Here is a 19199-nt window from a genome sequence, read left to right on the forward strand (position 1 = left end):
TCTTTTCATCCGCGATACCGCATGCATATCTCTGTTATCATGTCGCACCCGTACTCAGACCTGCCACCGACTGCTTTCTGGCGCCGCGCAGTGGCCGAAACCCCGGCCGGCGCCCCCGATGCGATCAGCCGGCCCAAGTTCCTGCTGACCCGCAAGGACCGGATTGCGACCGCGGGCAGTTGTTTCGCGCAGCATATGGGCAGGGCGCTGCGCGCGGCCGGGCTGAAGGTGCTGGATGCCGAACCATCGCCGCGCGGCATCGGTCAGGCGGTGCTTCAGCAGCATGGCTTCGGTCTGTATTCCGGGCGGTATGGGAACATCTACACGGTGCGACAGCTGATTCAGCTGCTGCAAGAGGTTGCAGATGGCCAGCCCGATCCCGCGCAGATCTGGCGGCGCGGCGACCGATTTCATGACGCCCTGAGACCGGGGCTTGATCCCGAAGGGCTGGACAGCCCCGAAGAGGTGCTTGCAATCCGTCGCCAACACCTGTCGCGGCTGGCGCCGATGCTGGCTGGGGCCGATGTGTTCATCTTCACCCTTGGCTTGACCGAGGCGTGGCGTTGCCGGGATACCGGACGTGTCTATCCGACGTGCCCGGGTGTCATCGCTGGCAGTTACGACCTCGCTCGGCATGAGTTCGTGAATTTCACCTATCCCGACGTCGTCGAGGATCTTCAGCGGCTGCGCGCCAGGCTGCATGCGTTCAAGCCGGGGATGAAGCTGCTGCTGACCGTGTCGCCGGTGCCGCTGACCGCGACCGCATCGGGCAATCACGTGCTGCCCGCGACGCAATACTCCAAGGCCACGCTGCGTGCGGCGGCGGGCGATTTCGCCGCGCAGCATGATGACGTGGACTATTTTCCGTCCTACGAGATCGTCATCAATCCCGCGGCGCGCGGTCGGTTCTTCTCGGATGGCCTGCGCCAGGTCTCGCCCGAAGGCGTCGCCGCCGTGATGCAGACATTTCTGGCGACGCACGGACTGTCCGAGAACATGCCGCCGCTGTCGTCCGACTCGGATATGGACGATCCGATCTGTGAAGAGGCGATGCTGGAGGCGTATTCCCCATGACCGGCGAGCTGCCTCGTGTCCTGTTCATCGGCAACTCTCACAGCGGTGCCCTGCGCCTTGCTTACGCGGCCGAGGCCGATCGCTGGCCGGGCTGGGACGTATACTTTCTGGGGGTCCTGTCGGATCGTCTGGGCGAACTGGACCTGCGGAATGACAGGCTGGTGCCGATGACCGGTGCGGCGTCCCGTCAGATGCAGTATTATAATCACGTCAACTCGGTCGATGTCGGCGGGTTCGATGCGTTCGTGATCGTCGGCGGAGTGTCCTGGTTTCGCACGGCCGCAATTTGCGCCGATCACCGCAGTCTGGATTTTCCCAGCGTGGTCGCGGGTGACGAGACTGCGCAGCTTGTCGGCGGGCGCGTGCTGGGCGCAATGCTGCGCGGGCGGATCGCCGGATCTGCGGTCGGGCAATTGCTGCCAAGGATCGAGCGGCTGCAAAAGCCTGTCGTTGTCGTGCCTGAGCCCGCGCTGTCCGAAGATGGCCGGGCGGACGACGCCCGCTATGGCGCCTATCACGCCCTTGTGCAGCGTGGGGATGCCACGCACTGGCTGGATATGTATCGCGCTGCGCGCATGCAGGTGCTGGGGGACAGCGCCACCATCCTTGACTGGCCCGAGGCTGCGTTGGTTGACGGCCCCTATACCGCATCATCCTTGATGCGCGGCTCAAGAAGGCTTGGCCGGATCGACGCGGCCGCAATCGTGGCAGGCACGTCCGCCGCGAGGGCGCAGCGGGAAGTTGCGGAAGATGGCGAGGGCCCGACCCATCCAGATGATGACTATGAACACGCCAATGCGACCTACGGCGCAATGGTCATGGATCAGGTCATGTCGGTGCTTTCGACGCGCTGATTACAGCGCGTTGCGTGGCATCGGCAGGTCGCCGTTGTTGTAGGGCGCCCAGTCGCGGATCTGTGGATAGAACTTCTGCCGCCAGGCCCGAACGCGCGGGTTCATCCGCCTTCGCCACCATGGCGGCACCATCGCGACGAAGGTCATGGCCGGATACCCAAGCGGCAGCTGTGGTGCGTCGTCGTCGCCATAGGTCTGCAACAGTGGAAAGCGCCGGTCCGGCTTGAAATGGTGGTCGGAATGTCGTTGCAGGTTGATCAGCAACCAGTTCGACGCCGTGTGGCTGGCGTTCCAGCTGTGGCGCGGCTTGATATGTTCATATCGTCCTTCGCCAAGATGTTCCCGGGTCAGGCCGTAATGTTCGACATAGTTGGTCAGCTCCAGCTGCCAGACTGCGATGAAGGCCTGAAAGACGAACAATGCGACGCCAATCCACCCACCAAGGATCAGCGCCAGCACGATCATCGACAGTTGCAGCGCGCCGTATCGCCAGAACGGGTTGCGCGGGTCCAGCGGCCCGCGACCGGCCCGCGCCAGCCGTCGTTTCTCGGCCCGCCATGCGCTGGCCGGGCTTTCGCGCAGAACGCGCGCGAAAAAGCGATAGAACCCCTCGCCGTATCGCGCCGATACCGCGTCGCGCGGCGTGGCGACCCATGAATGGTGGACCAGCAGGTGTTCGGTGCGGAAATGCGAATACAGCACGCTGGCCAGCAGAAGATCGCCCATCCAGCGTTCCAGCGGCGATTTCTGGTGCAACAGTTCATGTGCATAGACGATGCCGATCGTGCCGGACAGGACGCCGATGCCGAAGAAAAGACCCAGCTTTTCCAGCCCCGACAAGTGACCGCCATGCTGCACATACCAGATCGCCCCGAAGATCGCCGCGAATTGCAGCGGGAACCAGATGATGGTGACCGCGCGATGCCAGAACAGCCGGTCGGCGGACGTGTCGGGGTCGGGGTTGTCCGTATTCAGGCCCAGCACGCCGTCGATCGCGGTTGTCAGATACCACGCATAGCCCGGCAGCAGCAGCCACCACAGCCCACCCTTGATGGCCGCAAGGGCGACAAGGGGCAGCATGACCACCGAGATCCAGAACGGTGCGGCGGCGGGCAGGCCGGTGGGGGAAGACTCGCTCATGCGCACAGTCTAGGCCGCGATTTCGGATCGTGCCATATCCCATACCTTTCGCATCAGACCCGGCAGCGCATTTCGGTCGAATTGCCGCAGCGGGACCAAACGCCCGCGGTCCGCAGGACCGTCCAGATCGCCCAGCATCACGGTCAGCGTCAGGTTGAAATGCGTAAAGACGTGCCGCACTTCGCCGATATCGCTCCATGTGGCGCGGCCCGGCGGTGGCAGATCACGTCCGTCCCAACCGGCCGAGGGAAACGCCAGCGTGCCGCCCAGAAGTCCCTTGGGCGGGCGTTCCTCCAGCAGCAGCGCATCGCCGCTGAGGGCGACCCAGGCGATGCCCGTCCGGGTGGGCTTGGCGGCCTTCGCGGTCTTGCGGGGCAGTTCGGCGGCGATGCCCTGCGCCCGCGCGTCGCAATCGTCGATCAGCGGGCAGATCCCGCAGGCCGGGCTGCGCGGGGTGCAGATCGTCGCGCCCAGATCCATCATCGCCTGCGCGAAGTCGCCCGGCCGTGACTGCGGGGTCAGGCCAGCGGCCAGCGCGGTCAGTTCCGGTTTCGCGGCGGGCAGGGGGGTCGGCACGGCAAACAGGCGCGACACGACGCGTTCGACATTGCCATCGACCACGGTTTCGGGGGCGTCGTAGGCGATCGCCGCGATCGCAGCCGAAGTGTAGGGTCCTATACCCGGCAGGGCACGCAGGCCGTCGCGGCTGGTCGGAAAGCTGCCCATCTGGCTGACTGCACGGGCGCAGGCCAACAGGTTGCGGGCACGCGCATAATAGCCAAGCCCCGCCCATTCCGCCATCACCTGCGCATCGTCTGCCGCAGCCAGATCTTCCACCGTGGGCCACAGAGAGGTGAACCGGATGAAATAGTTTTTCACGGCGGCAACGGTGGTCTGTTGCAACATCACCTCGGACAGCCACACGCGATAGGGATCGGCGCGACCGCCCTGCGGCGGAACACGCCAGGGCAGCACGCGGGCATGGCGGTCGTACCAGTCCAGAAGCCGGGGGGCGATCACCTTGTCGTCACGCAATTTTCAGACCCTTCGCTGCGCAGCGCGCTTTCATCCCTGTGCCCCGCTGATTAAGGATGTGGGGGTGATAACCGATCAGGCGAAGATGGCACAGAGGCCAGCAAAGACGAACATGCCGCAGCGGCGCCGCAGGCGCGGCTTCGAGGTGGCGTCATCGCTGCTGGCCGATAGGGTGCAAAAGGCGGCCGAGGGTCGCGGCTTTGCGGTCAGTCGTCTGCTGACCCACTGGCCCGAGATCGCGGGCGACAGGCTGGCCGCGATGACCCGTCCCGTTCGGATCAGCCACAGTCGGGGCGCGTTCGGCGCCACGTTGACCCTGCTCACGACCGGCCCGGTCGCGCCGATGGTCGAGATGCAGTTGCCGCAACTGCGCGATCGGGTGAATGCCTGCTATGGCTATAACGCCATCCAGAAGATCGTGCTGACGCAAACCTCTGCCAGCGGCTTCGCGGAAGGTCAGGCGCAGTTCGCGCCGGCGCCGCGCCGCGAGGTTCCGCCCGATCCCAAGGCGACGGCCCGCGCGAATGACGTGGCCGCGCAGTTCGACGATCCGACGCTGGCCGAGGCGATGGCCCGGCTGGCGTTGAACCTCTCATCCCGAAAGAACCGAAAGGAAAATTCATGTTGATCCGCTCTGTCGCCACCGCGCTTGCCGTGGCGCTGGCCGTGCCCGCGCTGGCGCAGGATGCGCCGTCCGACGAGACCGCGACCGAGGCCGCGGATGTCCAGACGCTGCCCGACATTGCCCTTGGTGCCGATGACGCGCCCTTGACGGTCATCGAGTACGCAAGCTTTACCTGCGGACATTGCGCGAATTTCCACGATCAAAGCTGGCCAAAGCTGAAGTCGGAATATGTCGATACCGGCAAGGTCAAGTTCATCCAGCGTGACGTGTATTTCGATCAGGTCGGATTGTGGGCCGGCATCCTTGCCCGCTGCGGCGGCGACGACAAGTATTATGCCGTCTCGGACATGCTGTTCGACGAACAGCAAAAATGGCTGTCGGGCGGCAATGGCGAGGAAATCGCCAGCAATCTGCGCAAGATCGGCCTGAAGGCTGGGATGACCGAAGATCAGATGACCGCCTGCTGGGACGACAGCGCCAAGGCCGAGCAACTGATCGCGACGTTCCAGCAGAACGCCACCGCCGACGAGATCGAGGCGACGCCGACCTTCATCATCGGTGGCGAGAAGGTGATGAACCAGCCTTGGGACGATCTGAAGGCGACCATCGATTCGAAACTGGCGGACGGCGATACGTCCGATCAGGAATAGGCAGCGCCGGTCGGGTGGGCGCGGTGCGCTTGCCCGCCCGGCCTCTTGCAGTCGGATTTCGTTTTCCGGCGCCGACTTGGCTGATTTCTCGAACACCTCTCGCCGCCAGCGCGTGACCCTTGGCGTGCGAACAGAAGCGGGCTAGCATATGGCGCATCGCGCAACACGCGCTTTTGCAGAGGGACCGCAAGTTTCATGATCAAGGAATTCCGGGAATTTATTGCCCGCGGCAATGTCATGGACATGGCCGTTGGCATCATCATCGGTGCCGCCTTCACCGCCATCGTCAGTTCGATGGTCGATGATCTGATCAATCCGATCATCGGGCTGTTCACCGGAGGCATCGACTTTTCGAACATGTATCTGGTGATGTCAGGCAATGTGCCGGACGGCGCAAGCCTGCAGGCCGCGCGCGATTCCGGCGCTGCGGTGTTTGCGTATGGGTCATTCCTGATGGCGGTGCTGAATTTCCTGATCGTCGCCTGGGTGGTGTTCCTGCTGGTCAAGGCGGTGAATCGCGCCCGCGACATGGCCATCGCGAAGAAGGAAGAAGAAGCCCCTGTGCCGGCCGGCCCGTCGCAAGAGGAACTGTTGGCCCAGATCCGCGATCTGCTGGCTGCGCGCGCAGCCTGATCGCCCGTCATCTGTCAGCACAAGCAAGAAGCGGCGCGACCCGGATGGGTCGCGCCGCAATCATTTGCGGGGGTGTGGTCGCGCTTAGCTGGCCAGGAACTGATCGGGGGTCATCGCCTCGATCCCCAGCGCCTCGCCCACCGGCAGCGATGTCAGCTTGCCCTGATGGGTGGAAAGGCCGGCGCGCAGATGCGGGTCGTCGGTGATCGCCTGCCGCCAGCCCTTGCCGGCCAGCGCCAGCATGAAGGGCAGGGTGGCATTGCCAAGCGCCTGCGTCGATGTGCGCGCGACCGCGCCAGGCATGTTCGCCACGCAATAATGCACGACGCCATCAACCTCGTAGATCGGATCCTGATGCGTCGTGGCCTTCGAGGTCTCGAAGCAGCCGCCCTGATCGATCGCAACATCGACCAGCACCGACCCCTGCGGCATCGTGGAAAGCTGTTCTCGGGTGACCAGCTTGGGTGCCGCGGCGCCGGGGATCAGGACCGCGCCGATCACCATGTCGGCGGTCTGGATCAGTTCGGCGGTTGCTGCGGCACTGGCATATTGCGTCGTCAGCTTGCCCATGAACACATCGTCAAGATAGCTGAGGCGCGGCACCGAACGGTCCATGACGGTCACGTTCGCGCCCATGCCGACCGCAACGCGCGCCGCCGCCGCACCGACCACGCCGCCGCCGATCACCAGCACATTCGCGGGCCGCACGCCCGGAACGCCACCCATCAGAACGCCGCGACCACCATTGGCCTTCTGCAGTGCCCAGGATCCGACCTGCGGTGCCAGCCGTCCCGCCACCTCGGACATGGGGGCCAGCAGCGGAAGGCCACCGCGCGCATCCGTGACCGTCTCGTAGGCGATTGAGGTGACGCCGGAATTCAGAAGGTCCTCGGTCTGTGCACGGTCGGGGGCAAGGTGCAGATAGGTGAACAGCAGCTGCCCTTCGCGCAGCATCTTGCGTTCGGGGGCCTGCGGTTCCTTGACCTTGACGATCATTTCGGCCTGGTCGAAGACGCTTTGCGCATCCGGCGCGATCTCGGCGCCGATGGACATGTAATCTTCGTCGGTAAAGCCCGAACCCAGCCCGGCACCGGTTTCGACCAGCACGTTGTGGCCGCGCAGGATCGCCTCGGCGGCCGCCTCGGGTGTCAGGCCGACGCGAAACTCCTGCGGTTTGATTTCCTTTGGGCATCCGATCTTCATCGCGCTTTCCTCCCAGAATTTCTGCGACTCACTATGAGATGCATTCTGTCACGCATGGCGTGAAAGGTGCTGCGAAGCTGCGCGCGGCTGGCTTGACTTCTTCAAAGAAAGTTCTGGTTTTCATCAATTGAATCGAAGATTATTCGCGAATGAATAGCCTTGACGCAATAGATCGCCGAATTCTGGGGTTGCTTCAGAAGAAGGGGCGAATCAGTAATGCCGACTTGGCGCAGCAGGTGCATCTTTCACCATCGGCCTGTCATCGCCGCGTGCAGCGACTGGAAGAAGCCGGGGTCATCTCGGGCTATGTCGCGCTGCTTGATGCGCGGGCCCTGCGTCGCCAGACCACCGTCTTCGTCGAGATCACGTTGTCGGGTCAGGCCGATGAATTGCTTGATGGATTCGAACGCGCGGTCAGCGCCATCCCAGATGTGCTGGAATGTCACCTGATGGCTGGGACCGCAGATTATCTTCTGAAGATCGTGGTCGAGGATACCGACGATTTCGCGCGCATCCATCGTCAGCATCTGGCCCGCCTGCCGGGCGTCGCGCAGATGCATTCCAGCTTTGCGTTGCGGACCGTTTTCAGGACCACCGCTATTCCGGTCTGAATCAGCGTCGCGGAACCCGATGGCCCTGCAGCGGCGTTGTCACTGCCAGACAGACAGCAGGAGAAGTGCGATGTTCAACACACCGTTCAAGGCCCTTGTCGTGGGAACGCAGTTGGCTGCGGCCAGCCTGATGGCGACCACCGCCATTGCCCAGACTTCGGATATCGAAACGCCGCAGGGCAATACCGTCGTGGTGCCCGAGGAGGCTTTGCAGGAGTCCCCTTCCGAGGGGTTCGTGAGTGAAAGCGACTATCCGCGCCTGGAAAGCCTCGAGAACTATGATCTGATCGCCGAGACCCTGTCCGCGCAGGGATATTCCGATATCTTCATTCAGCGTGAAGGCCCGATCCTTACCATCACGGCGCAACGTGCGGGCGTCCCGACCGAACTGGTCTACAGCACCGCGAATGGCCGTCTGGTGTCGGTCGATGGCGTCGAGACACGCGAAGCACCAGAGGGTTCGTCGGCGGGAGATGCGGCAGGCCTGACCGCTACCCCTCAGCCCGGCGAAGATTCTGATTCGAGTGGCGGCGACGATGCTGACGGCGACACCGGTGACAGTGGCTCCGATGGTGCAAGCGACACCGGCGGCGAAGATGACGGCATGGGCGGCGATGCGGGTGCCGGAGACGGCGGCGCAGACGGCGGCGCGGATAGCGGTGACAGCGGAGACTCCGGCAGCGATTCCGACGGCGGTTCCGATGGCGGCAGCGAAGGCGGTTCCGGCAGCGATGGCGGCGGCGACTCGGACGGCGGTGGGTCTGACGGCGGTTCCGATGGCGGATCGGACGGTGGGTCGGACGGCGGCTCTGACAGCAATGGCTGATGTTTTCCGCATCCCGGCATGACCAAAAGAAAACCCCCGCGGCATGGTGCCACGGGGGTCTTCAAATGAATTAAAGGATCGCGTCGCCTTACAGCGCGCCTTCGCGCTGTGCCTTTTTACGGGCCAGCTTGCGGGCGCGGCGGACGGCCTCGGCCTTTTCACGGGCTTTCTTGACCGACGGCTTCTCGAAATGCTGCCGAAGCTTCATTTCGCGGAAGACCCCCTCGCGCTGAAGTTTCTTCTTCAGGGCGCGAAGTGCCTGTTCGACGTTGTTGTCGCGAACATTGACCTGCATGTGGTTGTCACCACCTTCCTAGGTTAGAGTTGCAAAGATTGCAGGAGGCGTCCCAATAACAAAGCCGGACGCCTTTGTCCAGAAGAGGCTAAGATGACCCAGACCGAACGCGATGCGCTGCTGGATGCCGCGCTGATCCATGTGCCGTTCGACGGCATGAATGATCGCGCCCTGCTGGCGGGGGCGCGTGATCTTGGCATGTCCGACGCGCTTGCCAGGGTGCATTTCCCGCAAGGCGGTGCGGGGCTGGCTGCGGCCTATCATCGTCGTGCGGATGCGGAACTGCGCGACTGGCTGGCGGGCACGCCGCCGCAGGGCAGGTTTCGTGATCGGGTTGCTGCGGCGGTCTGGCATCGGCTGGAACTGTCGGATGTGGAGCTGGTACGCGCCGGCGCCGCGACGCTGACCCTGCCGCAGAATGCCGCCCTGGCCGCGCGTCTGGTCTGGGAAACCGCGGATGTGATCTGGACCGGGCTTGGCGACCGGTCCGATGATGTGAACTGGTATTCCAAGCGTGCGACGCTGTCGGCCGTGATCAGCTCGACCGTGCTGTTCTGGTTGGGCGACGATTCGGACTGTCGCGCCGACAGTCGGGACTTTCTTGATCGCCGGATCGACGGCGTGATGCGCTTTGAAGGCGTCAAGGCGCGTCTTGGCCGCCTGCCGGGCGCCGAGATGCTGGGCCGCGCGGCGTTCGGCTGGATTCGTTCGCCAAAGCCGCGTGATCTTCCCGGCAAGACCCATTCCTGACGAAGGAGAGACGATGTTTCCCGATGCGATGAACGCGGTCGAGATTGCCGCGCCCGGCGATGCCGACCAGTTGCAGATGACCCGCCGTCCGGTGCCGGTTCCGCGCCACGACGAAATCCTGATCCGGGTGGCCTATGCCGGGGTGAACCGGCCCGATGTTCTGCAACGTCAGGGGTCATACGCGCCGCCTCCGGATGCCTCGGATCTGCCCGGCCTCGAGGCGTCGGGCGAGATCGTGGGGATGGGCGCGGGCGTGACCCGCTGGAAGAAGGGCGAAACGGTGTGCGCGCTGTTGCCCGGCGGCGGTTATGCCGAATACGTCGCCTGCCACGCGGATCACGCGCTGCGGGTTCCCGCGGGCTTGTCGTTGCGCGAGGCCGCGTGCCTGCCCGAAACCGCCTTCACCGTCTGGTCGAACGTCGTGACGCGCGGTGGCCTGCGCGGTGGCGAGCGGTTTCTGGTTCATGGCGGCACCTCGGGGATCGGCATGATGGCAATCCAGATCGCGCGGGCGCTGGGGGCGCGGGTCTTTGCCACCGCGGGCAGCGACCGGAAATGCGCGGCGATCGAGGCGCTTGGCGCGACCGCGATCAATTACCGCAACGAGGATTTCACCAAGCGGCTGGCCCCCGAGGGTGGCGCGGACCTGATCCTGGACATGGTCGGCGGCAGCTATATCCCGCGCAACATCAAGGCGCTGGCGAATGACGGCCGGCTGGTGATGATCGCCTTCCTGGAAGGCCCCAAGGTCGAACTGAATTTCGCCCAGATCATGGTCAAGCGTCTGACCGTGACCGGATCGACGCTGCGGCCGCAATCGGACGTGGCCAAGGCCGAGATCGCCGAGGCGCTGCGCAAGCAACTGTGGCCTCTGATTGTCGGCGGGGCCATCAAGGTCAGCATCGACAGCGAGTTCGCGTTGGACGCCGCCGCCGAGGCGCATCGCCGGATGGAAAGCAGCGATCATATCGGCAAGATCGTTCTGAAGGTCGCGGGAGGCTGAGCTGCCGATCCAGACATCCGGAATCAGGAAATGCGATGGGGCGTTGAGCCCCGGATGGCGGCGCGTTAATCAGGCCGGACGCATGGGGAGGGACGACGACAGATGACCGACAAGACACGCCGCGGTGCCCGCATCACGCCCGAAGAGGCGCTGGCCTATCACATGGAGCCGCGGCCGGGAAAATACGACATCGTCGCCTCGACCCCGATGACAACGCAGCGCGACCTGTCCCTGGCATACAGTCCCGGCGTCGCGGTGCCGGTCCAGGCGATCGCTGATCAGCCCGAGACGGCATATGACTATACCACCAAGGGCAACATGGTCGCAGTCATCTCGAACGGCACGGCGATCCTTGGGATGGGCAATCTGGGGGCACTGGCCTCGAAGCCGGTGATGGAGGGCAAGGCTGTCCTGTTCAAGCGATTCGCCGATGTGAACGCCATCGACATCGAACTGGACACCGAGGATGCCGACGAATTCGTCAACGCGGTCAGGCTGATGGGGCCGACCTTTGGCGGGATCAACCTGGAAGACATCAAGGCGCCCGAATGCTTCATCATCGAGCAGCGCCTGAAAGAGCTTATGGATATTCCCGTCTTCCATGACGATCAGCATGGCACGGCGGTGATCTGCGCGGCCGGCCTGATCAACGCGCTGGAACTGTCGGGCAAGAAGATCGAGGATGTGAAGATCGTCCTGAATGGCGCCGGTGCCGCCGGGATCGCCTGTCTCGAACTGCTGAAATCCATGGGCGCGCGCCACGACAACTGCATCATGTGCGACACCAAGGGCGTGATCTATCAAGGTCGCGCCGAGGGCATGAACCAGTGGAAATCCGCCCATGCCGTCGTGACCGAGGCCCGCAGCCTGGAAGACGCGATGAAGGGCGCCGATGTGTTTCTGGGTGTGTCTGCCAAGGGCGCTGTGACGCAGGACATGGTGCAATCGATGGCCGACAATCCGGTCATCTTCGCCATGGCGAACCCCGATCCGGAGATCACCCCCGAGGATGCCCATGCCGTCCGCCCAGACGCCATCGTGGCCACCGGGCGCAGCGATTACCCGAACCAGGTGAACAACGTTCTGGGCTTTCCCTATCTGTTCCGCGGCGCGCTGGACATCCACGCCCGGGCGATCAATGACGATATGAAGATCGCCTGCGCCGAGGCCCTTGCGCGTCTGGCGCGCGAGGATGTGCCCGACGAGGTTGCCGCAGCCTACGGCCGCAAGTTGCAGTTTGGGCGCGACTACATCATTCCGACGCCCTTCGATCCGCGCCTGATCCATGTCGTGCCGCCCGCCGTCGCGCAGGCCGGCATGGATACAGGCGTCGCCCGCCGCCCGATCATCGACATGGACGGGTATGTCCAATCGCTGAAGGCGCGGATGGACCCGACCGCGGCGATCCTGCGCGGCATCCACGTCCGTGCGCGGCAGAAACAGGCCCGGATGATATTTGCGGAAGGCGACGATCCCCGCGTGCTGCGCGCGGCCGTGGCATGGCAACGGACCGGGATGGGACAGGCGCTTGTCGTCGGACGCGAGAATGACGTTCGCGATAAGCTGGAGGCAGCGGGGCTTGCCGATGCCGCGCGCGAGATCACCGTCGTGAATGCCGCCAATTCCCGGCATCTCGATGCCTATCACGAATTTCTCTATGCTCGCCTTCAGCGCAAGGGTGTCGACCGAGAGGACGCGCACAAGCTTGCCAATCGCGACCGCCATGTCTTTGCGGCGCTGATGCTGGCGCATGGCCATGGCGACGGGCTGGTGACAGGGGCCACGCGCAAGAATGCCCATGTTCTGGCGCAGATCGGGCAGGTTTTCGATCTGCGACCGCAGGACGGGGCGGTGGGCGTCACCGCGGTGCTGCACAAGGGGCGGATCGTCCTGATCGGCGATACGCTGGTTCACGAATGGCCCGAGGCCGAAGATCTGGCGGACATCGCGACCCGCGGTGCCGCGGTCGCCCGCGGCCTTGGGCTGGAGCCGCGCGTTGCCTTCCTGTCCTTCTCGAATTTCGGGTATCCGGTCAGCGAAAGGGCCACGAAGATGGCCGAGGCGCCCAAGGTGCTGGATGCGCGCGGCGTCGATTTCGAATACGAGGGCGAGATGACCGTGGATGTCGCGCTGAACGCCGATTCAGCCGCGCGCTATCCGTTCAGCCGGCTGACCGGCCCGGCCAATGTGCTGGTCGTGCCGGCGCGGCATTCGGCGTCGATCTCGGTCAAGCTGATGCAGGAAATGGCGGGCGCGACGGTGATTGGTCCGATCCTGACCGGGGTGCCGCGGCCGATCCAGATCTGTTCGACGACCTCGACGGTCAGCGATATCCTGCATATGGCGGCGATTTCGGCCGGGGGGCTTGGCGCGGTCCGCTAGGTTATGCCGCATCAGCCCTTGAGGGGCAGTGGCTCTGCCTTGGCGGGCGCGTCGGCAGGATCGATGCCGTGCCGCCGTGCGGTTCGCGCAAGCCAGCTTTCGGGCGGCGGCAACCCCTGCCACCAGGTCCACAAGGCGCGCTTGGTGAAGCCGAAGATATGGACCGACGTGGTCCCGTCGCGCTGGATCAGCCTGTCCGGCGCCCCCGGCGTCCAGAGCAGACGCAGAGAGTCGCGAAACAGTGGATAATAGATGTGCCGTGGCGCGGCGCGCCAGAACTGGCCTGTCTGTTGCAGGGCGTGCGTCAGCAGACGCGGACCGGTATCACCCCACGGCAGGTCGGCCGGTCCCAGCCGGTCCTGGCCGCGGCGCCGATCAAGCCAGCCGGGGTCTGCCCAGGGCGGTTCAAGCTGACGCCCCTCGAGAAACCTTGCCATCAGTTGCAGTGTCGGGCAGTCCTGCGGCAGTGCCAGCACTCCGGACAGGACGCCGCCCCTGTCGTCCAGACCAGCCGCATATCCTTCGTTCAGCGCGAAGGGTCGCAGACAATAGGCGTCCAGATCCGCCCAGATCACCTGATGCCGTTCCAGCAGTCTGATCCGGAACAGATCCGACCAGACCGCCAGTTGCTTGCGCGTGGGCGGATCGGACAGGAAGTCGGGCGGCGGCATGATGTCGGCGGCGTCTGCGGTTCGCACGCCATCGGGAACACCCGCAACAGGATGCGCCAGATACAGCGTGAGGTCGCAGCCTTGTTCCTGATAGGACCGGATCACCATCTGTTCGATGAATGACAGCGGCTCGCCCGCCCAGAACGAGGCAACCGGCAGCGGCCATGCGGTGTTTTTGCGCAATCCGGTCTCCATCCACATTTGCGCAGAAGATGCGCCGCCTGCGGTTGTGAGGCAACCGACAGTATCCGCGATCCCTTCGCCGCGATGTGATTGTGTGACAGCAGACGCGGCATTGACACGCAGGGGTGGGTCGGCGCATCTGACGCAAAGTTGACAGAATAAGTTGGGATTGGCGATGACAGCGACATTTCAGACGGTCGGGCAGTTTGCCACGCAGAATGCGCGGAAATACATGACGCAGCTTTGCAAGCATTTCGCCCACAAGGTGCCGGCCGAGGTCGAGGGCGATCAGGGCCATGTCACCTTCGCCATGGGCACGGCAAAACTGCATGCGGACGATTCCGGTCTGACCGTGCAGCTATCTGCGGACAGTGAAGCCGCTCTGGCGCAGATGCGTCCGATCATCGACGATCACCTGACGCGCTTTGCCTTTCGCGAGGATTTCCTGTCGATGAACTGGTCTGCGCCCGCAGCTGCCGACTGAGGCGTGCTCAGGCCGGTGACAAGCGCAGCAGATCCTGCAGCGTCGCGGCCCCGTCATCATCGCAAAGGCATTGCTGCAAGAAGCGCGGCAAGCCATCGGTGTGATGCCGGAACAGCGCGTCCGAGGTCAGCCGGGGGTCCGCCTCAAGATAAAGCATCAGCCCGTCGCCACGGCTGTCTGCCGCGAAGCCGATATTGAACCCGTCGCCCGGTCCCGCCGCAAGCACCTCTTGCCGGATATCCGCGCCCGGCAGGCGGGGCGGGTCGAAGGGCATGACATTGATCAGCGGAGAAAAGAAATATCTACGGCCCGCCGCGATGCTTTGGTCAAGGGTGATCTGTTCGATGCGATAGCGCCCGTGGCGCCGATGCTTGCGCAGGTCGCGCGCCATGGTGCGCAGGGTTTCGGTCAGATCGTGCGTCGGATCGGCGGTGACGCGGAACGGCAGGATGTTGACGGCCATCGCCGGAATGCGAGAACCAACACAGCCCATACGGCTTTGGAACGGCAGCCAGATCACGCGTTCGGAGAAGGCACGGCCCCGATCGCTCTCGGGATGGCCCCAAAGCCACAGCCCGGTCAGCAAGGTCAGCATGTCGGGCCAGCCCATCGCGAAACGCTCGCCAGTTGATTGCAAAGGGGCTGACAGGTGGTGCAGGTCTGTCTCGGCGCAGCGCTGGGTCTGGGGATAGTCCTCGGATCCCTTGTCCAGCACGACAAGCCTGGGCGCTTCGGCGATCCGGTCCTGCCAGAACGCACCGTCGGATGCGTGGCGGTCACTGACGCGATATTCGCTTTCTTCACGAAGATATTCCGGGAAGGGCAGGAAGGGGTCGCCGGGGTCGTCGCCCCCTGCATGATGCGCATACAGGCGCGCCACGCGCCGTTCGATTAGCGCCATGGAGTATCCGTCAAGAAAGATGTGATGGCCGCGGCAATACCACATGCAGTCTTTGTCGCCCGTCCTGACCAGCCACTGCGCGACTAGCGGACCCGTCAGCAGGTCAAGGGGTCGATCCAGGTCTTCCTGCATCATGCTGCGCGCCCGACCATCGGGATCGGTTTCGCCGCGCAGATCCATCTCGCGCAGAACAGGGGCCAGCGCAGGATCGATCATCTGTTCCGGGATGCCGTCGCGTTCCCGGAACCGCAGGCACATGACATCCGATTCCGCGATGCAGTCGCGGATCGCGACGGACAAAGCGGCGTGGTCCAGATCGCCGTGCAGGCGGGTCAGATGCGCGACGGTAGACACCGACTTGCCCCGATGGGCGCGATATTCCTGCCAGAAATCAAGCTGACCCAGTGTCAGCGGAAGCCATTCAGTGCGCTGCCGGGGCGAAGCCATCTGGGCATCCTTTCATATGTCGAGAACCGGGGGAAATGGTCGGATTGCCATTTCCGACAAAAATACTTATGTATCCGGCGGCGTCAACCAGCCGTCCATGGCGCATCCAGATTTACCTGCCACAAGGGGCCGTCTGTCATGATCGAATTCACACCCTGGCCAGAGGAACTGGCGCAGATCTATCGCCAGCGCGGGTATTGGATCGGCCGCCCGCTTTGTGCGGGAATGGAGGCGCAGGCCAGCGCAAGGCCCGAAGCGACCGCGATCATCTGCAAGGGACGGCAGGTCAGCTATGCTGAACTTGATCGGGCTGCGACCAATCTTGCCGCGTATCTTTCCGGGCGCGGCTTGGGGCACGGTGATACCGCGCTGGTGCAACTGCCCAATGTCGCAGAATTCTACATGGTGTTCCTTGCGCTGATGAAGTTGGGCGTCGCGCCCGTCAACGCGCTGTACAGCCATCGTCAGATCGAGCTGTCGTCCTATGCAGACCAGATTCAGCCCCGGCTTCTGATCGCGGACCGTGCCCACAGGCTTTTCGGAGATGACGCGTTTCTTGCGCAGTTGCAGGCACTGACCCCGAACCTGTCCGAGGCGCTGTTCCTGGGTGATGAGCTGGCTTCTCGCAGCCTGACGCACTGGCTGCGCCGTGATGCAAGCCCACCGCCGGACATGGCTCCGACGCCTGCGTACAGCGTTGCGTTCTTCCAGTTGTCGGGCGGCAGCACCGGGACCCCGAAGCTGATCCCGCGAACCCATGACGACTATGATTACAGCGTCCGCGAAAGCGTCCGTATCTGTGGCGTGACGCAGCAGACCCGGTTCCTGTGCGCGTTGCCCGCGCCGCACAATTTCCTGCTCAGTTCGCCGGGAGCGCTGGGTGTGTTTCATGCCGGCGGCACCGTGGTGATGGCCGACAGCCCCGACCCCCTGCCGTGCTTCGATCTCATCGCGCGACATTCGGTGACGATGGCAGCCCTTGTGCCATCGGCCGTAGGGCTGTGGATACAGGCGGCGGAAACGCGCGGTGCGCCCCCCGCGCCGCTGGACCATCTGCTGGTCGGCGGGGCCAGTTTCGCCGAAGCGCAGGCGCGGCAGGTGCCGGACAAGCTGGGATGCAGGCTTCAGCAGGTCTTCGGCATGGCCGAAGGGCTGGTGAACTACACGCGGCTGGACGACCCGGACGATGTCGTCTTTACAACGCAGGGGCGGCCCATCAGTCCCGATGACCAAATCCGGATCCTGTCCGAAGACGGCAGCCCGGTTCCCGACGGCGAGACGGGTCAGCTTGCGGTGCGTGGCCCCTATACGTTTCGCGGCTACTACCTTGCGCCGGACCAGAACGCCCGCGCCTTCGATGCGGAAGGCTTCTATTTCAGCGGTGATCTGGTCCGGCGGATGGCGGGCGGCAACCTGCGCGTCGTCGGGCGCGTCAAGGATCAGATCAATCGCGGCGGCGAAAAGATTGCCTCGGAAGAGGTCGAGCATCTGCTGCTGCGGCACCCCGAGATACGACAGGTGGCGCTGGTGCCCATACCCGACGCGGGTCTGGGCGAGAAAAGCTGCGCCTTCGTGGTCGCGCGCACCAACCTGCGCGGCGTCGATCTGCGACGCCACCTGACCGGGCTGGGGATCGCCGACTACAAGCTGCCGGACCGTTTCCGATTCGTGGATGACCTGCCGCTGACGGCGGTTGGAAAACCCGACAAGAAACAACTTCGCGCGCAGCTGGAACTCGCGGAAGAACAAGGAGCGACAGGATGACCGCGAACGATATGCCGACACTGGATCGCGGCTGGCTGATGAACCGTGTTGCCGGCATGATCGATGACGAGGGGCCGATTGATCCGGCCGAGGACCTGACCCTTTACGGTCTGGATTCGGTCGCGGTCATGCAACTGGTCGCGGAACTGGAGCGACGCGGGGTGCCGGTCACCTTCGAGGATCTGGCCCGCGAGGCGACGATCGATGCATGGTGGGCCCTGATCGACCGGCGCGCGAGGACATAGCCTGTCGGATCATGCGCGCAGCGTGGCGCCGCCATCGACATACAGATCGGCCATGGTTACATGGCCCGCCTGATCCGACAGCAGGAACATCGCAGCCTGCGCGACGTCCTGCGGGGTGGCCAGCTTGGCCAAGGGAATCCCGGTGCGGAAGCCGGCCGGATCGCCTGCGATCACCCGTGCGGCGCCCTGATCGTCGGCCCACATGCCGGTCTGCATGGGCGTCAGGGTCGATCCTGGGGCAACGATGTTGCAGCGCACGCCATGCTGTGCAAGTTCCAGCCCGGCACAGCGAACCAGCATGGCTGCCGCCGCCTTCGAGGCCGCATAGCTTGCCATGTTCTGCCGTGGCACACCGGCGGCATTCGATCCGATGACCACGATCGAGCCCGGTCTGTTCTGCGCGGCCATATGCCTGCCGATCGCACGGGTGACATGGAATGTACCGCCGGCATTCGTTCCCATCACCCGCTGCCATTCCTGATCGGATGTGTCCAGGACCGACAGATTCGACAGAATTCCTGCGGCATGCACGGCCAGCGTGATCGTGCCCATCGCCTCTGCCGCAAGGGCGATTGCGGCTTCTACGGCGGGGCCGTCGGCGACATCCAGCCTGTGCCAGATCAGCCCGTCATCCGCAGGAAGACCGGGCGGGGCCGGCGCCAGATCGGTCGCGAAGACGCGTGCGCCCGCGTCGCGCAGCATGGCGACCAGCGCCTGTCCGATGCCCCCTGCAGCGCCGGTGACGAAAGCCGCGCGGTCCTGAAACCCGGTCAGTCGCATCACGCAGCCTCCGCCATCGCGGCCAGCGCCGCCGTGGTGTCGATCACGCCGCCGCAGCACGCGGCCACCCATCCCATCGCCATTTTGTGACGGGGGAGGTCGAAGTCGGCCTGCGCGTCGGTGATCGCAAAGGGTTGGATATCGCGCTGGAACGCCTCGGCAGCGGTGCACAGGCAGCCGATATGCGCGTAGATCCCCGTCACCAGCAACTGATCGCGGCCGCGCGCGCGCATCAACTCGGCCAGGTTTGATCGCTGGAATGCGCTGTAGCGATGTTTGACCAGCACGTGGTCGCCGGATCGGGGCGCGATCCCGGGCAGGATATCTTCGTGTTCAGGGGTCGCGCGCATGCCCGGTCCCCACAGATCCGCCTGCAACCCGCGATCCGCACGAAACTGGTCGCCGCGCTGTGCGGTGTAGAACACCGGAATGTCGGCCTGGCGTGCCGACGCCAGAAGTCGAGCGATATTGCCTGTGACGGATTCCAGCGGCTGTTGGTCAGGGCTGAATGCGGCGCAGAAATACCGCTGCATGTCATGGACCAGCAGGGCCGTGCGGTCGCGTTCAGGGCGCCAGTCCGCGCGTGGGCGTGGCAGGTCGGTCGGGGTTGCGTAGGGCATGATGCGGGGCAGGGCCATCGTCG

21 protein-coding genes are annotated in these 19199 nt (G+C 64.4%); 13 read left to right on the forward strand and 8 right to left on the reverse strand.

The genetic code is table 11. The annotated features are described in order from the left end of the window. Positions 1–90 precede the first annotated feature (90 nt). Both J7359_RS15990 and J7359_RS15995 read left to right on the forward strand, forming a co-directional pair. Positions 91–1074, forward strand: coding sequence for a GSCFA domain-containing protein (locus tag J7359_RS15990; RefSeq protein ID WP_209058113.1), 984 nt, complete (start codon positions 91–93; stop codon positions 1072–1074). Next, positions 1071–1928, forward strand: coding sequence for a hypothetical protein (locus J7359_RS15995; protein WP_209058115.1), 858 nt, complete (start codon positions 1071–1073; stop codon positions 1926–1928). The genes J7359_RS15990 and J7359_RS15995 overlap by 4 nt, the downstream gene beginning before the upstream one ends. Here the strand turns inward: J7359_RS15995 and J7359_RS16000 are convergent, their stop codons facing one another. Together J7359_RS16000 and J7359_RS16005 are read right to left on the reverse strand one after the other, a co-directional pair. After that, complete coding sequence (locus tag J7359_RS16000) at positions 1929–3068, reverse strand: alkane 1-monooxygenase (RefSeq protein ID WP_209058116.1); 1140 nt, start codon at positions 3066–3068, stop codon at positions 1929–1931. A 9-nt stretch (positions 3069–3077) separates the two neighbouring features. After that, positions 3078–4103, reverse strand: a complete 1026-nt coding sequence (locus tag J7359_RS16005) for an A/G-specific adenine glycosylase (protein WP_209058118.1) — start codon at positions 4101–4103, stop codon at positions 3078–3080. Positions 4104–4215: 112 nt separating this feature from the next. On the opposite strand from J7359_RS16005, the gene J7359_RS16010 reads away from it, so the two are divergent. From J7359_RS16010 to mscL, 3 genes are all read left to right on the forward strand, one after another. After that, positions 4216–4731 carry a DUF721 domain-containing protein gene (locus J7359_RS16010; protein WP_247740462.1) on the forward strand — a complete coding sequence of 172 codons (516 nt, stop codon included), beginning with the start codon at positions 4216–4218 and terminating at the stop codon, positions 4729–4731. Then, positions 4725–5378 carry a DsbA family protein gene (locus J7359_RS16015; RefSeq protein ID WP_209058123.1) on the forward strand — a complete coding sequence of 218 codons (654 nt, stop codon included), beginning with the start codon at positions 4725–4727 and terminating at the stop codon, positions 5376–5378. Before J7359_RS16010 ends, J7359_RS16015 begins: the two co-directional genes overlap by 7 nt. 195 nt (positions 5379–5573) lie before the next feature. Continuing rightward, positions 5574–6011, forward strand: a complete 438-nt coding sequence (gene mscL / locus J7359_RS16020) for a large conductance mechanosensitive channel protein MscL (RefSeq protein WP_209058125.1) — start codon at positions 5574–5576, stop codon at positions 6009–6011. 84 nt (positions 6012–6095) lie between these two features. Here mscL and ald read toward each other — a convergent pair whose 3' ends face one another. Continuing rightward, on the reverse strand, positions 6096–7214 hold the full coding sequence (gene ald, locus J7359_RS16025; RefSeq protein ID WP_209058127.1) for an alanine dehydrogenase: 1119 nt from the start codon (positions 7212–7214) through the stop codon (positions 6096–6098). A gap of 149 nt (positions 7215–7363) precedes the next feature. On the opposite strand from ald, the gene J7359_RS16030 reads away from it, so the two are divergent. Together J7359_RS16030 and J7359_RS16035 are read left to right on the forward strand one after the other, a co-directional pair. Next, on the forward strand, positions 7364–7825 hold the full coding sequence (locus tag J7359_RS16030; protein ID WP_209058133.1) for an Lrp/AsnC family transcriptional regulator: 462 nt from the start codon (positions 7364–7366) through the stop codon (positions 7823–7825). A 70-nt stretch (positions 7826–7895) separates the two neighbouring features. After that, positions 7896–8651 (forward strand): hypothetical protein, encoded by a 756-nt coding sequence (locus J7359_RS16035; protein WP_209058135.1) that lies wholly within the window; start codon positions 7896–7898, stop codon positions 8649–8651. Between the two features lie 88 nt (positions 8652–8739). On the opposite strand, the gene rpsU is transcribed toward J7359_RS16035, so the two are convergent. After that, on the reverse strand, positions 8740–8946 hold the full coding sequence (gene rpsU / locus J7359_RS16040) for a 30S ribosomal protein S21 (protein ID WP_022705914.1): 207 nt from the start codon (positions 8944–8946) through the stop codon (positions 8740–8742). 93 nt (positions 8947–9039) lie between these two features. Here rpsU and J7359_RS16045 point away from each other — a divergent pair, with 93 nt between their 5' ends. The 3 genes from J7359_RS16045 to J7359_RS16055 all read left to right on the forward strand — a co-directional run bounded on the left by J7359_RS16045 (position 9040) and on the right by J7359_RS16055 (position 13081). Continuing rightward, positions 9040–9696, forward strand: a complete 657-nt coding sequence (locus J7359_RS16045; RefSeq protein ID WP_209058137.1) for a COQ9 family protein — start codon at positions 9040–9042, stop codon at positions 9694–9696. Positions 9697–9709: 13 nt separating this feature from the next. After that, positions 9710–10699, forward strand: coding sequence for an NAD(P)H-quinone oxidoreductase (locus J7359_RS16050; RefSeq protein WP_209058138.1), 990 nt, complete (start codon positions 9710–9712; stop codon positions 10697–10699). Between the two features lie 102 nt (positions 10700–10801). Further along, positions 10802–13081 carry an NADP-dependent malic enzyme gene (locus J7359_RS16055; protein WP_209058140.1) on the forward strand — a complete coding sequence of 760 codons (2280 nt, stop codon included), beginning with the start codon at positions 10802–10804 and terminating at the stop codon, positions 13079–13081. 11 nt (positions 13082–13092) lie between these two features. On the opposite strand, the gene J7359_RS16060 is transcribed toward J7359_RS16055, so the two are convergent. Next, positions 13093–13935 carry a hypothetical protein gene (locus J7359_RS16060; protein ID WP_209058143.1) on the reverse strand — a complete coding sequence of 281 codons (843 nt, stop codon included), beginning with the start codon at positions 13933–13935 and terminating at the stop codon, positions 13093–13095. A 175-nt stretch (positions 13936–14110) separates the two neighbouring features. On the opposite strand from J7359_RS16060, the gene J7359_RS16065 reads away from it, so the two are divergent. Then, on the forward strand, positions 14111–14419 hold the full coding sequence (locus J7359_RS16065) for a DUF2218 domain-containing protein (protein WP_209058145.1): 309 nt from the start codon (positions 14111–14113) through the stop codon (positions 14417–14419). 7 nt (positions 14420–14426) lie between these two features. Here the strand turns inward: J7359_RS16065 and J7359_RS16070 are convergent, their stop codons facing one another. Next, complete coding sequence (locus J7359_RS16070) at positions 14427–15767, reverse strand: condensation domain-containing protein (RefSeq protein ID WP_209058147.1); 1341 nt, start codon at positions 15765–15767, stop codon at positions 14427–14429. A gap of 138 nt (positions 15768–15905) precedes the next feature. Here J7359_RS16070 and J7359_RS16075 point away from each other — a divergent pair, with 138 nt between their 5' ends. Together J7359_RS16075 and J7359_RS16080 are read left to right on the forward strand one after the other, a co-directional pair. Further along, positions 15906–17531 (forward strand): (2,3-dihydroxybenzoyl)adenylate synthase, encoded by a 1626-nt coding sequence (locus J7359_RS16075; protein WP_209058149.1) that lies wholly within the window; start codon positions 15906–15908, stop codon positions 17529–17531. Next, positions 17528–17776 (forward strand): phosphopantetheine-binding protein, encoded by a 249-nt coding sequence (locus J7359_RS16080; RefSeq protein ID WP_247740463.1) that lies wholly within the window; start codon positions 17528–17530, stop codon positions 17774–17776. The genes J7359_RS16075 and J7359_RS16080 overlap by 4 nt, the downstream gene beginning before the upstream one ends. Before the next feature lie 9 nt (positions 17777–17785). Here the strand turns inward: J7359_RS16080 and J7359_RS16085 are convergent, their stop codons facing one another. Beyond that, positions 17786–18556: an SDR family oxidoreductase gene (locus J7359_RS16085; RefSeq protein ID WP_209058150.1), complete on the reverse strand. Its 771-nt coding sequence runs from the start codon at positions 18554–18556 to the stop codon at positions 17786–17788. Beyond that, positions 18556–19194 (reverse strand): isochorismatase family protein, encoded by a 639-nt coding sequence (locus J7359_RS16090; RefSeq protein ID WP_209058151.1) that lies wholly within the window; start codon positions 19192–19194, stop codon positions 18556–18558. The genes J7359_RS16085 and J7359_RS16090 overlap by 1 nt, the downstream gene beginning before the upstream one ends. Positions 19195–19199: the final 5 nt, after the last annotated feature.

Source organism: Paracoccus sp. R12_2, assembly GCF_017744015.1.
Lineage (GTDB): Bacteria > Pseudomonadota > Alphaproteobacteria > Rhodobacterales > Rhodobacteraceae > Paracoccus.

Excerpts from the sequence above, each read along its gene's own strand:
- J7359_RS16075 (WP_209058149.1), top strand. The coding sequence starts at position 15,906 with ATGATCGAATTCACACCCTGGCCAGAGGAACTGGCGCAGATCTATCGC.
- J7359_RS16035 (WP_209058135.1), top strand. The coding sequence starts at position 7,896 with ATGTTCAACACACCGTTCAAGGCCCTTGTCGTGGGAACGCAGTTGGCT.
- J7359_RS16030 (WP_209058133.1), top strand. The coding sequence starts at position 7,364 with ATGAATAGCCTTGACGCAATAGATCGCCGAATTCTGGGGTTGCTTCAG.
- J7359_RS16065 (WP_209058145.1), top strand. The coding sequence starts at position 14,111 with ATGACAGCGACATTTCAGACGGTCGGGCAGTTTGCCACGCAGAATGCG.
- J7359_RS16015 (WP_209058123.1), top strand. The coding sequence starts at position 4,725 with ATGTTGATCCGCTCTGTCGCCACCGCGCTTGCCGTGGCGCTGGCCGTG.
- J7359_RS16070 (WP_209058147.1), bottom strand. The coding sequence starts at position 15,767 with ATGGCTTCGCCCCGGCAGCGCACTGAATGGCTTCCGCTGACACTGGGT.
- mscL (WP_209058125.1), top strand. The coding sequence starts at position 5,574 with ATGATCAAGGAATTCCGGGAATTTATTGCCCGCGGCAATGTCATGGAC.
- J7359_RS16085 (WP_209058150.1), bottom strand. The coding sequence starts at position 18,556 with ATGCGACTGACCGGGTTTCAGGACCGCGCGGCTTTCGTCACCGGCGCT.
- J7359_RS16000 (WP_209058116.1), bottom strand. The coding sequence starts at position 3,068 with ATGAGCGAGTCTTCCCCCACCGGCCTGCCCGCCGCCGCACCGTTCTGG.
- J7359_RS16050 (WP_209058138.1), top strand. The coding sequence starts at position 9,710 with ATGTTTCCCGATGCGATGAACGCGGTCGAGATTGCCGCGCCCGGCGAT.
- J7359_RS16080 (WP_247740463.1), top strand. The coding sequence starts at position 17,528 with ATGACCGCGAACGATATGCCGACACTGGATCGCGGCTGGCTGATGAAC.
- J7359_RS16010 (WP_247740462.1), top strand. The coding sequence starts at position 4,216 with ATGCCGCAGCGGCGCCGCAGGCGCGGCTTCGAGGTGGCGTCATCGCTG.
- J7359_RS16055 (WP_209058140.1), top strand. The coding sequence starts at position 10,802 with ATGACCGACAAGACACGCCGCGGTGCCCGCATCACGCCCGAAGAGGCG.
- ald (WP_209058127.1), bottom strand. The coding sequence starts at position 7,214 with ATGAAGATCGGATGCCCAAAGGAAATCAAACCGCAGGAGTTTCGCGTC.
- rpsU (WP_022705914.1), bottom strand. The coding sequence starts at position 8,946 with ATGCAGGTCAATGTTCGCGACAACAACGTCGAACAGGCACTTCGCGCC.
- J7359_RS16090 (WP_209058151.1), bottom strand. The coding sequence starts at position 19,194 with ATGGCCCTGCCCCGCATCATGCCCTACGCAACCCCGACCGACCTGCCA.
- J7359_RS15995 (WP_209058115.1), top strand. The coding sequence starts at position 1,071 with ATGACCGGCGAGCTGCCTCGTGTCCTGTTCATCGGCAACTCTCACAGC.
- J7359_RS16045 (WP_209058137.1), top strand. The coding sequence starts at position 9,040 with ATGACCCAGACCGAACGCGATGCGCTGCTGGATGCCGCGCTGATCCAT.